The sequence below is a fragment of the Micromonospora sp. NPDC000442 genome (assembly GCF_042898635.1).
In the GTDB taxonomy this organism is placed as follows: domain Bacteria; phylum Actinomycetota; class Actinomycetes; order Mycobacteriales; family Micromonosporaceae; genus Micromonospora.
Genome location: NZ_JBIAYZ010000010.1, coordinates 64,602 through 76,929, shown reverse-complemented (window position 1 = coordinate 76,929; position 12,328 = coordinate 64,602). Strand labels below are relative to the sequence as shown.

The window sequence follows — 12,328 nt, the reverse complement described above, 5'->3', positions numbered from 1 at the left end:
CCCAGCCCCAGCCCCAGCCCCAGCCCCAGCCCCAGCCCCAGCCCCAGCCCCAGCCCCAGCCCCAGCCCCAGCCCCAGCCCCAGCCCCAGCCCCAGCGGATGATGCCAAAGGCCGATCGGCGGTGGAGGTGTCGCCGGAGGCGTCACCTCGGCCTCGGCAGCGGCTCGCGCTGCCCGACCTCGGTCGCGCACCGGCCGGGCCCGCCACCCCCGAATCGCCCGGCATCACGGCGGCTCTCCCCGAGACCCCGGAGGTCTCCATCGAGACGGCCGCCACCGCCCGTGACCTCACGGCCGCCTTCACGAAGCCGCCCGCCGTCCGGGCCGAGGACGTCCAGCCGGACAGCGAAGCGGAGAAGAGCCGACGCGGGCTGTTCCGACGCGGCAGGCCCCGGTCCGCAGAGAGCGCCGCGACCGGGCAGGACGAACCGCTGCCGGCTCAGGACGAGGAGTACGTCGACTGGGTTGCCGGGCTCAGCCGGCCGCTGGACGACGACGAGCCCACGCCGCCGAAGGGACCGCGCCGCTCCCTGCGGTCGACCGGGCGGCACCACCGACGTTGAGACTCCGCCCGCTGACCAGCATCCGTCGACCCCACCGCCCACCGTCCACCGCGCCTTCACCGTGGGTAACTGTCAGGGAGCGATAAGGGTTCAGCGCCTCATGTCTGAGAGACATGATTACGTCACACAGACATGAGGCGCTGAAGGCATACTCGTCCTCCGCCCCGACCGGCCAGGCCAGGCCAGCGGCAGGCCAGGTCAGGTCAGCGGCAGGTAGACCCGTCCGCCGGAGGCGACGAACTCGTCGGACTTGTCCTGCATGCCGCGGGCGGCGTACTCCTTCAGGTCCTGCGTGATCTTCATGGAGCAGAACTTCGGCCCGCACATCGAGCAGAAGTGTGCGGTCTTCGCCGGCTCGGCGGGCAGCGTCGCGTCGTGGTACGAGCGCGCGGTCTCCGGGTCCAGCGAGAGGTTGAACTGGTCCTCCCAGCGGAACTCGAACCGCGCCTTCGACAACGCGTCGTCCCAGGCCTGCGCCCCCGGATGTCCCTTCGCCAGGTCGGCCGCGTGCGCCGCGATCTTGTACGCGATCACACCGGCCTTCACGTCGTCCCGGTCCGGCAGCCCGAGGTGCTCCTTCGGCGTGACGTAACAGAGCATCGCGGTGCCGAACATGCCGATCATCGCCGCCCCGATGGCCGAGGTGATGTGGTCGTACGCGGGCGCGATGTCGGTGGTCAGCGGACCGAGCGTGTAGAAGGGTGCTTCGTGGCACCACTCCTGCTGAAGGTCGACATTCTCCTTGATCTTGTGCATCGGCACGTGCCCGGGACCCTCGATCATCACCTGCACGTCGTACTCCCAGGCGACCTTCGTCAGCTCGCCGAGGGTACGCAGCTCAGCGAACTGTGCCTCGTCGTTGGCGTCCGCGATCGAGCCGGGCCGCAGACCGTCACCGAGGGAGAACGTCACGTCGTACCGGGCCAGGATCTCGCACAGCTCCCGGAAGTTGGTGTAGAGGAAGTTCTCCTCATGGTGCGCCAGGCACCAGGCCGCCATGATCGAGCCACCCCGCGACACGATGCCGGTCACCCGGTCCACCGCCAGCGGGACGTACGGCAGCAGCACCCCGGCGTGCACCGTCATGTAGTCCACGCCCTGCTCAGCCTGCTCGATCACGGTGTCCCGGAACACCTCCCAGCTCAGCTTCACCGGATCACCGCCGACCTTCTCCAGCGCCTGGTAGATCGGCACCGTGCCGATCGGCACCGGGGAATTGCGCACGATCGCCTCGCGCGTCTCGTGGATCCGCTTGCCGGTGGACAGGTCCATCACCGTGTCCGCACCCCACCGGGTGGCCCAGGTCAGCTTCTCCACCTCCTCGGCCACCGAGGAGGTCACCGCCGAGGTACCGATGTTCGCGTTGACCTTGACCAGGAACGCCTTGCCGATGATCGCCGGCTCACACTCCGGGTGGTTGACGTTGAGCGGCAGCACGGCCCGCCCCGTCGCGATCTCGTCCCGGACGAACTCCGGTGCCAGCCCCTCCCGGATCGCCACGAACTCCATCTCCGGCGTGACGACACCGGCACGCGCGTACGCGAGCTGCGTCGGCCGCTTGCCGTCCGAACCGGCCAGTGGGGTTCCGGCACCGCGTACCGGTGCCACGTCAGCCCGCTCGGCGATCCACGGTCCCCGCAACGGTGCCAGCCCGACCTCCGGATCAGAGCCCGGGCCTGAGGTGTCGTAGAGCCGTACCGGTGGGTTGTCTCCGGTCAGTTCCACCTCCGCGAACGGCACCCGGATGTCCGGCCGTGATCCCTCGACGTACACCTTGCGTCGTGCCTGCATGACAGCCTCCCTGATCAGGCGGACCAGCCGAAGTGGTCCATCGGTCCACGGCCCGCGCCCAGCTCCCAGTCCCGCGCGCCGGTCAGCGCGCGGGTCACGTACTCCTTGGCCGCCCTGACCGCCGCCGGCACCGGATCGCCCAGCGCCAGCCGCACCGTCACGGCCGCCGAGAACGAACAACCGGTGCCGTGGGTGTGCCGGGTCGGCACCCGCGGGGCGCGCAGCACGGTCGTCCCATCCGGGCCGTGCAGCACGTCCACCGCCTCCGCACCGCCGTCCACGTCGCCGCCGGTGACGATCACCCACTCCGGTCCGCCGGCCGCCAGGGCCCGCGCCGCCGTGGTCATCTCCGCCACGTCGGTCACGGCCGCCCCGGTGAGGGCGGCGGCCTCCGCGCTGTTCGGTGTGGCCACCCGGGCGTACGGCAGCAACCGCTCCACCGCCTCCACCACGCCGAGCTGGTGCCCGCTGGTGGCCACCAGCACCGGATCCACGACCAGTTGCGGTAGCCGGTCGGCCGCCGCCGCGTCGGCGATCGCGGCCGCCACGGCCGGAGTGCCAAGCATCCCGGTCTTGACCGCCCGCACCGCGAAGTCCGACAGCACACTGTCGAGCTGATCGGTGACCAGTTGCGGGGGCAGCGGCAGCACCGCGTCCACGCCCCGGGTGTTCTGCGCGGTGACCGCCGTCAGCACGCTCGTGCCGTACGCGCCGAGCGCGGCGAAGACCTTCAGGTCGGCCTGGATGCCGGCACCACCACCGGAATCGGAACCGGCGACGGTCAGCACGGTGGTGGGGGTCACGGCACTTCCTCTTGGTCTGGGGTTCTGCTTCGGGTGGTTGCGGTTGGGGGCTGCGGCCGACCGTGCCCACTCCGGGCGGTCAGGCTTGATCCCTGCGTGGGCACGGTCGGCCGCAGCCCCGTCGTGGTCGGCGCCGCCGGAACGTGCCGGCTTGGGGAATTCTGGGTCGTCTGGGCCTGGTGAACGGTCGGCTGCGGTCCCGTCGTGGTCATCCCCCGCCGGGACGTGCCGGCTTGCGGGATCCTGGGTCGTGGTGTCGTGGCAGGGGCAGCCGGCTCGGGTTGGTTGGCCTGTTCGAAGGCTTGGGTAAGCGTGCTGGCTGCGGCGGTCGGGTCGTTGGCGCGCATGATGGTGCCGAGGACGGCAACTCCGCAGGCTCCGGCCTGGACGCAGGCGCGCACCTGTGCGGGGGTCTCGATGCCGCCGAGGGCCAGGGCCGGCACCGGGCTCTGTCGGATCAGCCCGGCCAGCCCTGCGGGGAGCAGGGGTGGGCCGTAGCCCGGCTTGGTCCGGGTGGGGAAGACCGGCGAGAGGGTGACGTAGTCCTCGGTGGTGAGGCGCCGTAGTTCCGCCGCGTCATGGCAGGAGCGGCCGACCAGGTCGGCCGGGGGCGGTGGGTACGGGCCAGCCGCCGGCAGATGCAGTGCGATCGGAGGATGGCCCGTTCCGGTGGCACCGGCCGAAGTGCGGAAGCCGGACTCGTCGGCGGTGACCGAGCGGCCGGGATCGCTGGCCAGCAGCGGGTCGGGGCCGGCGACGATCAGAGTTCCGCCGGCCTCGGTCAGGATCGACCGCAGTTCGGCGGCGAGGGCGAGGCGCTCGACGCGCGGCAGATCCTTCTCCCGCAACACCACCCAGCGCACTCCCCCGGCCACGGCCGCCGCCACCACCCGAACCAGCCCACCCCGCGCCTCCCGCCGATCGGTCAACACGACGACACCGGAGATCGGCGGGATCTTGGTCGGAAATCGCCCTTGGCGGGGCAGCCTCGCACCAAGATCCACGGAATCAGCCCGCGCGGTCACAGGTGGGGGCGGCCTTCGTCTGGGGTGGAGGCGAGGGCGTGGAAGCGGCGGGGTATGCGGCCCGCGCCGTGGGCGAGGCGGCCGGCGGCGATCGCGTACCGCATCGCGGTGGCCATCGCCACCGGGTCCGCGGCCCGGGTCACCGCACTGGCCAGCAGCACCGCGTCGCAGCCCAGCTCCATGGCCAGCGCCGCGTCGGAGGCGGTGCCGATCCCCGCGTCCAGGATCACCGGCACGCCGACGTCCTGCCGGATGAGTCGAATGTGGTGCGGATTGTTGATCCCCAGGCCGGAGCCGATCGGCGCGCCGGCCGGCATCACCGCCGCGCAACCGACGTCGGCCAGCCGCCGCGCCAGCACCGGGTCGTCGGAGGTGTACGGCAGCACGGTGAACCCGTCGTCGACCAGTTCCTCGGCGGCGCGCAGCAGTTCCACCCCGTCGGGCAGCAGCGTCCGCTCGTCGCCGATCACCTCCAGCTTGACCCAGTCGGTCTCGAACGCGTCCCGGGCCAGCCGGGCCACCTTGACCGCCTCGCCCGCCGTGTAGCAGCCGGCGGTGTTGGGCAGCAGCCGCACGCCACATCGGTCGAGCAGGTCCAGCAGCCCGCCCGAGCCGCCCGGCACCGTCTCCACCCGACGCAGCGCCAGGGTGACCAGCTCGGTGCCGGACGCTCGGATCGCCTGCTCCAGCACGTGCAGGTTGGCCGCCCTGCCGGTACCGAGGATCAGCCGGGAGTTGAACCGCACACCGCCCAGCTCGAAGCCGGTCGACTCGTTGTCCATCCGGCTCACCCGCCCTGGGCGGCGCTGAGCACCTCGACCCGGTCGCCGCCCCGCAGCACCGTCGCCGGCCAGCCGGTACGCGGCACCACCTCACCGTTGACCGCCACCGCGACACCGCGCTGCTGGCCGGTGATGTCGCGGACCAGGTCGGCCACCGTCAGCCCGTCCGGCAGGCTGCGCCCGGCACCGTTCACCGTCAGTTCCACGAGTCAACCTCCGTCGAGTGCTGGAAAGTGCTGACGGCCGCTGCGCCCACGACGTCGGGCAGGTCGGCGAACCGGTCCGGCCGGAACGGCACCAGCAGTGCGTCGGAGCTGCCGTCTCCGGTGACAAGATCGGTGATCAGGTCTGCGGTGACCGGGGTCAGCACGATCCCGTGCCGGTGGTGACCGGTGGCGACCAGGACGTCCGGGTGCCCCGGCAACGGGCCCAGGATCGGGGCGTTGTCCGGCGTACCCGGACGCAGCCCCGCCAGCGTCTCCACCAGGTCGTACTCGGCGATCTCGGGCAACAGGTCGACGGCGGCCCGTAGCAGCCGCAGCACCGCTCCGGCGGAAACACCCAGGTCGGAGCGCTCCTCGACGGTCGCGCCGACGACCACCTCGCCACTGTCGCGCGGCACCAGGTAGACGTGCTCGCCGTCGGCGTACCCCCGGATCACGTGCCGGAAGCCTGGCGGCCCGCCATCGGGCGCACGCAGCCGCAGCACCTGTCCCTTCACCGGACGGACCGGCAGGCCGGTAAGCGCCGCGCTGCCGCAGCCGGCGGCGACCACCGTCGCGCCGGCGTTGACGTCGGACAGCCGGCGCACCGGCTCAGCGACAAGCACCGCTCCCGCCCGCTCCGCCGCCAGCCGCAGCGCCGGCACCAGCCGGCGCGGGTCGACCTGATGGTCGGTGGCGGCGAGCGCGCCGCCGCGCACCCGGGGCGCCAGCGCCGGCTCGCGCTCGCGCAGCTGCGACGGGCGCAGCGGCGCCACCGGCAACCCCAACCCCTGCTGGTACGCCCAGAGCCGACGCGCCTCGGCGAGGTCGTCGGCGGTCAGCCCGACCATCAGGGTGCCCTCGGTCCGGTAGCCGATGTCCGTGCCGGTCGCCTCGGTCAGTTCGGCGGCGAACCCGGGCCAGCGGCCGGCCGACTCGGTCAGCAGGGCGGTCAGCTCCCGCTCGCCGAAGTACGCCTCGGCGACCGGCGCCAGCATCCCGGCGGCCACGTGCGAGGCACCCGACCCGGGCGCCGGATCGTGTACGACCACCCGCAACCCGCGCGTCGCGCACCGCCAGGCGATCGCCCACCCGATGGGTCCGCCCCCCACGACGGCCACATCGGGCCGGCGCTGCTGCACCACACCGGTGGTGGCGGGGCGCCCGGTCAACACGTCAGCGCCCGAACCAGCTCGGCGGCGGCGCGGGCGGGATCGGTGGCACCGGAGAGCGCACCGACCACCGCCACCCCGTACGCGCCGACGGCCCGCAACTCGGGCACGTCCGCCGCCGTCACCCCACCGATGGCGATCACCGGCACCTCGACCGCCTCGACCACCGCCCGGACACCGGCCGCACCGACCGGCGGTGGCAGCCCGTCCTTGGTGGCGGTGGCGCGGCACGGCCCCACGCCCAGGTAGCTCGCCCCAGCGGTGACCGCCGAGAGCGCAGTCGCCGGTTCCCGCGCCGTGGCACCCAGCACGGCCGCCGGGCCGAGCACCTCCCGGGCCGCTGCCACCGGTAGGTCGTCGGCGCCGACGTGACCGCCGGCGGCACCGGTGGCCAGTGCCACGTGCAGCCGGTCGTTGACCAGGCAGGGCACCCCGTACGGCGTGCACAGGGCGAGCACCCGGCGGGTCAGCTCGTACGTCTGCCGGTCGGTCGCGGTGTCCTCGACCCGAACCTGCACCACCAGTTCGGTACGGGCCACCGGCAGCACGGCAGCAAGCACGGCGAGCGGATCCCGCCCGGGTCGGGTGTCGGTGATCAGATGCAGTCGTCCCAGGGACGGCACGGCAACTCTCCTCCCTGCGCCGGCATTACCCGGATCAGGTTCGACGGTCGGGGGCTCACAGCCCCCCTCTCAGCCCGGTACACCGGGCTCCCGTGGGTTCGTTGGGTGTCACCGTACGTCGTTTCGCCGGCTCCGCCAAGCCCGTCCTGCGCGGCCGGCTGGGGTGAGGGCTGCTCTGTCACACCGACTCGCCGCAGCCTGGTGAACCGACTCGCAACAGCACGGCGGCCAGAAAAAGACACCGATATGCAGCGACTCACACCAATAGAAAATGACCCCGTTACCAAAACGTTACAAGGGTCCACCTTGCTCGAAACTAGATTCACTAACGCAAATTGAGTGATCGGATCGGCTAGTCGGCACCCAGACCTCGCTCGTCAGGTATGGGCGGTCGGACCGACGGGAGTGACCACCGCCGTCCACTCCGAACCGTCCCACGGACAGAGGAGATCTTCGTGCCCCGACCCAGTCGGCGGCGAGCCCCGCTCGCCGCAGTCACCATGGCGCTACTCGCCGTTGTACTCGTCCTGGCCGCCGCACCGGCCCCGATCACCGGCCCTGCCGCCGCCCGGGCCGCCAGCCCAGTCGCCGCGGCGGAGGCGGAGCCGTACTCCGTCCTGATCTTCTCCAAGACCGCCGGATTCCGGCACGACTCGATCCCGGCCGGCATCAGTGCGATCCAGCAACTCGGCACGGCGAACGGGTTCACCGTCACCACCACCGAGGACAGCGCCGCCTTCACCGACACCAACCTCGCCAGGTTCAAGGCGGTCGTCTGGTTGTCGACCACCGGTGACGTGCTCAACGCCAGCCAGCAGGCGGCCTTCGAGCGCTACATCCGGGCCGGCGGTGGATACGTCGGCGTGCACGCCGCGTCCGACACCGAGTACGACTGGGCCTGGTACGGCCAACTGGTCGGTGCCTACTTCAACAGCCACCCGGCCAACCAGACGGCCACGGTGAAGGTCGAGGACACCACCCACGAGTCGACCCGGCACCTGCCGGAGCGGTGGTCCCGTTACGACGAGTGGTACAACTTCCGCACCAACCCCCGCGCCCGTCAGGTGCAGGTGCTGGCCTCGCTCGACGAGCGCAGCTACAGCCCGGGCAGCGGGGCGATGGGGCATGACCACCCGATCGCCTGGTGCCAGAACTTCGACGGTGGCCGGTCCTGGTACACCGGCGGTGGGCACACCCAGGAGTCATTCTCCAACACCGAATTCCGGCAGCACCTGCTCGGTGGTATCCAGACCGCGGCCGGGGTGGTGCACGCCGATTGCGGTGCCGGACGAGCCGCCAGCTTCGAGAAGGTGACGCTGGACAGCAACACCAGCAACCCGATGGAACTGGACATCGCGCCGGACGGCCGGGTCTTCTACATCGAACGCGACGGCCGGGTGCAGATCATCAAGCCGGACACCGGCCAGACGGTCACCGCACTGCGGCTGAGCGTCTTCGCCGGTAACGAGGACGGCCTCCTGGGCATCCGACTCGACCCCAACTTCGCCAGCAACGGGTGGGTCTGGCTCTACTACGCCCCGAGCGCGGGCGGCTCCCGCAACCACCTGTCCCGGTTCACCGTCACCGGGGACACGATCAACCCGTCGAGCGAGCGGGTCGTCCTGGAGGTGCCCACGCAGCGCAACACCTGCTGCCACATGGGCGGGACGATGGTCTTCGACTCGGCCGGCAACCTGTACCTGGCCACCGGGGACAACACGAACCCCTTCGAGTCCAGCGGCTACAGCCCGCTGGACGAGCGCTCCGGCCGATCGGACTACGACTCGCAGCGTACCGCCGGGAACACCAACGACCTACGTGGAAAGGTGCTTCGGATCCGGCCGCAGGCCGACGGCACGTACACCATCCCGGCCGGAAACCTCTTCGCGCCGGGCACCGCGCGAACCCGGCCGGAGATCTACGCGATGGGCCTGCGCAACCCGTTCCGGGTGGGCATCGACCCGGTCACCGACGTGCTCTACGTCGCCGATTACGGCCCGGACGCCACCACAGCGAACTCGAACCGGGGCCCGGCGGGCCTGGTGGAGTGGAACATCGTCGACCGTCCCGGCAACTTCGGCTGGCCCTACTGCCACGGATCGAATCAGGCGTACAACGACTACCAGTTCCCCTCCGGCCCGAGCGGATCGAAGTTCAACTGCGCCGCGCCGGTGAACAACTCCCCCAACAACACCGGCCTGACCAACCTGCCTGCGGCCATCCCGGCCACCGTCGACTACGGCTACAACGGTGACGCCCGGTACCCGGAGATCGGCGGCGGTGGAGCGCCCATGGCCGGACCGGTCTACCGGTACGACCCGACGATCTCGTCCCGTCGCCAGTGGCCTGCGTACTTCGACGGCAAGGCCATGTTCGGCGAGTGGAACCAGTCGCGGATGTACACCATGCAGGTCAGCCGGGACGGCAAGTCCCTGGTCGACATCAACCGGATCCTCGACCAGATGACCTTCGTCCGGCCGATGGACTTCGAGTTCGGCCCCGACGGCGCGCTGTACATGATCGAGTGGGGCAGCGGCTTCGGCGGCAACAACGACAACTCCGGCGTCTACCGGATCGACTACACCGCCGGTGCCCGCGCCCCGATCGCGGTCGCCTCGGCGAACCCCACCTCCGGAGCGCCACCGCTCGCCGTCACCTTCTCCAGTGCCGGCTCGCGCGACCCCGACGGCGGAGCGCTCACCTACGCCTGGACGTTCGGCGACGGCGGCGCCTCCACCCAGGCCAACCCGACTCACACGTACACCGAGTCCGGCAGCTACACGGCGCAACTCCGGGTGACCAACCCGGCGGGACGGAGCGCGGTGGCGAATGTGCCGGTCACCGTCGGCAACACGGCACCGAGCGTGACCATCGAGTTCCCGCCGGATGGTGGCTTCTTCGCCTGGGGCGACCAGGTCGCCTACACCGTCAAGGTCACCGATCCGGAGGACGGGACGATCGACTGCGACGACGTCGAACTCCAGGTCCTCCTCGGCCACGACGAGCACGCCCACCCGCTGGAACGGCACACCGGCTGCACCGGCACGGTGCAGACGCAACTCGCCGACGGCCACGGGGCGGACGCGAACGTCTTCACCGTGCTGGAGGCGACCTACACCGACAAGGGCGGGGCCGACGGGGCGGAGCCGCAGACCGGTCGGGCACTTGTGGTCCTTCAGCCGAAACGTAAGGAGGCCGAGTACTACTCCGCCACCGGACGAGTGGCGGGCGCCACCGGGGGCGGCACCGCCGGCGTGGAGCGGGAGACCACCGGTGACACCGCCGGCGGCGGGCAGAACATCGGATTCATCGAGGACGGCGACTGGTGGTCGGTGAGTCCGGCCAGCCTGATCGGCGTCACCTCGATCCAGTTCCGGGTCGCCTCGGCCACCTCCGGCGGCCGGATCGAGGTACGCGCCGGTGCCGCGAACGGACCGCTGGTCACCACCGCCACCGTGGCCGGCACCGGAGGGTGGCAGACGTACACCGACGTCACCGCTCAGATACCCAACGGCGCTGCGGCGGAGGGCGCGTTGTACTTCGTCGCCCGGGACCCGAACGGCGGCTCCGGCACCCTGTTCAACGTCAACTGGATGGACTTCGTCGGCCCCGGGGTGAGCGGCAACGCCCCACCGACTGTCGCCGCCACGGCCACCCCGACCAGCGGGACCGGCCCACTGGACGTGACCTTCACCGGTACGGCGTCCGACCCGGACGGGGACACCCCCCTGACGTACGCCTGGGACTTCGGCGACGGTGAGAGCGCGGACACGCTCAGCGCCACCCACACGTACACCGCGCCGGGCAGCTACACCGCCACCCTGACGGTCACCGACAGCCGGGGCGCGCGAGGGCAGGCAAGCGTGCCGATCCGGGTCGACGGGGCGGGCGACCCCTGCCAGGCGGAGCCGGGACCACAGCGGTCCGACGAGTTCACCGGCACCTCGCTGGATGGTCAGCGGTGGACAGGCGTGGTGCGCGGGACCGAGTCGTACTCCCTCGCCGACGGTTCGCTGCGGCTACCCACCGCGGCGGGTGACCTGTACGGCACCCGCAACGACGCCACAAACCTGGTGCTCCAGCCCGCGCCCAGCGGGGCCTGGCAGGCGACCACCCGGGTCACCCTGGCGGCCCGGGCCGACTATCAGCAGGCCGGTCTGCTGATCTACGGCGACGACGACAACTACGCCAAGCTGGACCTGCTCTACGGGGGCAGCCGCCGGGTGGAGTTCATCAGGGAGAGCGCCGGGACGCCGCGCAACGAGAGCACGGACTCCACCGCAGCTCCCACCGGTGACACCATCCATCTGCGACTGACCAGCGACGGGACGAACCTGACCGCCGCCTACTCGACCGACGGGCAGAGCTTCACCGCGGTCGGCCGGTCCGCCGCGCTGGCCGGGATCACCAACCCCCGGATCGGTCTCTTCGCCCTCAACGGCGGCACCACCGCACCCGTGGTGAACGCTCAGTTCGACTGGTTCCGGATCACCCCGGATGTCACCACTAGCGTCGTCACGCCGTCGGACGAGTTCACCGGCGGCAGCCTGGAGAAGTGCCGGTGGAACGCCATCGTGCGGGAGGATGCGACCCGCTACCGGGTGACCGACGGCGCGCTGCGCATCGACGTGCCGAACGGTGACATCTACGGCACCGGCAACACCGGGCCGACGAACTTCATCCTCCAGAACAGCCCGGCCGGGAACTGGACGATGCAGACCCGGGTCGACGGCAGCCTGCTCAATGAGCAGTACCAGCAGGCAGGTCTGCTGGTGTACGCCGACGACGACAACTACCTCAAGTTCGACTACGTGACGGACAATGCGGCCGGTCAGGCGGTCTCGCGGCGGATCGAGTTCCGCAGCGAGGTCGGCGGGGCGGTGCAGAGTACGCAGCCGCAGGCGACCGGCCTGACCCAGGGGATCTGGCACCTGCGGCTGTCGCGCAGCGGAAGCACCTTCACCGCCGCGTACTCGGCCGACGGCACGAGTTGGACGACCCTGGGGACGTTGACGAGCACTGCGGTCGGCACCAACCCGAGGGTGGGTCTGTTCACTCTGGGTGCCAACCAGACCGCGTCGAAAACGGCCGCGTTCGACTACTTCCGGCTCACGCCTGGGTAGTTGGTCGAGCTAGCCGATCCATCGATGCCGGCCCGCACCTCGCCCGAGGTGCGGGCCGGCGCTCGTGGTGGTTTGGGCGGGCTGTGCGGGAATGTCACCCCCATTTACCGAAACGTTATCCATCGAAGTCTTGCCATTAATCGTTTCAACGGAACTAATTTGTTCAACGACTCGACATAAATGCTGGGACGGCACCATCGGCAAGGTGTCCGAACTGGCTCCATTTGGGACGGTCTTCGGCGAG

General features: G+C 71.0%; 8 protein-coding genes, 1 pseudogene and 1 riboswitch. Of the genes and pseudogenes, 2 read left to right on the top strand and 7 right to left on the bottom strand.

Annotated elements, in window-relative coordinates; genetic code table 11:
• Nucleotides 1-121: 121 nt before the first annotated feature.
• Entirely contained in the window at nucleotides 122-562 is a 441-nt protein-coding gene (locus ACFY2A_RS17940) for a hypothetical protein (protein WP_387172848.1), read from the top strand.
• Nucleotides 563-760: 198 nt separating this feature from the next.
• Here the strand turns inward: ACFY2A_RS17940 and thiC are convergent, their stop codons facing one another.
• From thiC to ACFY2A_RS17905, 7 genes and pseudogenes are all read right to left on the bottom strand, one after another.
• On the bottom strand, nucleotides 761-2,353 hold the full coding sequence (thiC, locus tag ACFY2A_RS17935; RefSeq protein WP_387172846.1) for a phosphomethylpyrimidine synthase ThiC: 1,593 nt from the start codon (nucleotides 2,351-2,353) through the stop codon (nucleotides 761-763).
• Nucleotides 2,354-2,367: 14 nt separating this feature from the next.
• On the bottom strand, nucleotides 2,368-3,156 hold the full coding sequence (gene thiD, locus ACFY2A_RS17930) for a bifunctional hydroxymethylpyrimidine kinase/phosphomethylpyrimidine kinase (protein ID WP_363918462.1): 789 nt from the start codon (nucleotides 3,154-3,156) through the stop codon (nucleotides 2,368-2,370).
• Between the two features lie 293 nt (nucleotides 3,157-3,449).
• Nucleotides 3,450-4,112, bottom strand: a pseudogene (locus ACFY2A_RS17925) (thiamine phosphate synthase); the annotation flags it as partial.
• Nucleotides 4,113-4,177: 65 nt separating this feature from the next.
• Nucleotides 4,178-4,963: a thiazole synthase gene (locus ACFY2A_RS17920; RefSeq protein ID WP_387172844.1), complete on the bottom strand. Its 786-nt coding sequence runs from the start codon at nucleotides 4,961-4,963 to the stop codon at nucleotides 4,178-4,180.
• A 5-nt stretch (nucleotides 4,964-4,968) separates the two neighbouring features.
• Entirely contained in the window at nucleotides 4,969-5,169 is a 201-nt protein-coding gene (thiS, locus tag ACFY2A_RS17915; RefSeq protein ID WP_093403646.1) for a sulfur carrier protein ThiS, read from the bottom strand.
• On the bottom strand, nucleotides 5,160-6,341 hold the full coding sequence (gene thiO / locus ACFY2A_RS17910) for a glycine oxidase ThiO (protein WP_387172841.1): 1,182 nt from the start codon (nucleotides 6,339-6,341) through the stop codon (nucleotides 5,160-5,162). Before thiO ends, thiS begins: the two co-directional genes overlap by 10 nt.
• Nucleotides 6,335-6,961 (bottom strand): thiamine phosphate synthase, encoded by a 627-nt coding sequence (locus ACFY2A_RS17905; protein ID WP_363918458.1) that lies wholly within the window; start codon nucleotides 6,959-6,961, stop codon nucleotides 6,335-6,337. Before ACFY2A_RS17905 ends, thiO begins: the two co-directional genes overlap by 7 nt.
• Nucleotides 6,956-7,065, bottom strand: a riboswitch (TPP riboswitch). (Overlaps the previous gene by 6 nt.)
• A gap of 351 nt (nucleotides 7,066-7,416) precedes the next feature.
• On the opposite strand from ACFY2A_RS17905, the gene ACFY2A_RS17900 reads away from it, so the two are divergent.
• Complete coding sequence (locus tag ACFY2A_RS17900; RefSeq protein ID WP_387172839.1) at nucleotides 7,417-12,084, top strand: ThuA domain-containing protein; 4,668 nt, start codon at nucleotides 7,417-7,419, stop codon at nucleotides 12,082-12,084.
• The last annotated feature ends 244 nt before the right edge of the window (nucleotides 12,085-12,328 follow it).

Coding starts and splice junctions, on each gene's coding strand:
- thiC (WP_387172846.1), bottom strand. CDS start 2,353: ATGCAGGCACGACGCAAGGTGTACGTCGAGGGATCACGGCCGGACATC.
- ACFY2A_RS17920 (WP_387172844.1), bottom strand. CDS start 4,963: ATGGACAACGAGTCGACCGGCTTCGAGCTGGGCGGTGTGCGGTTCAAC.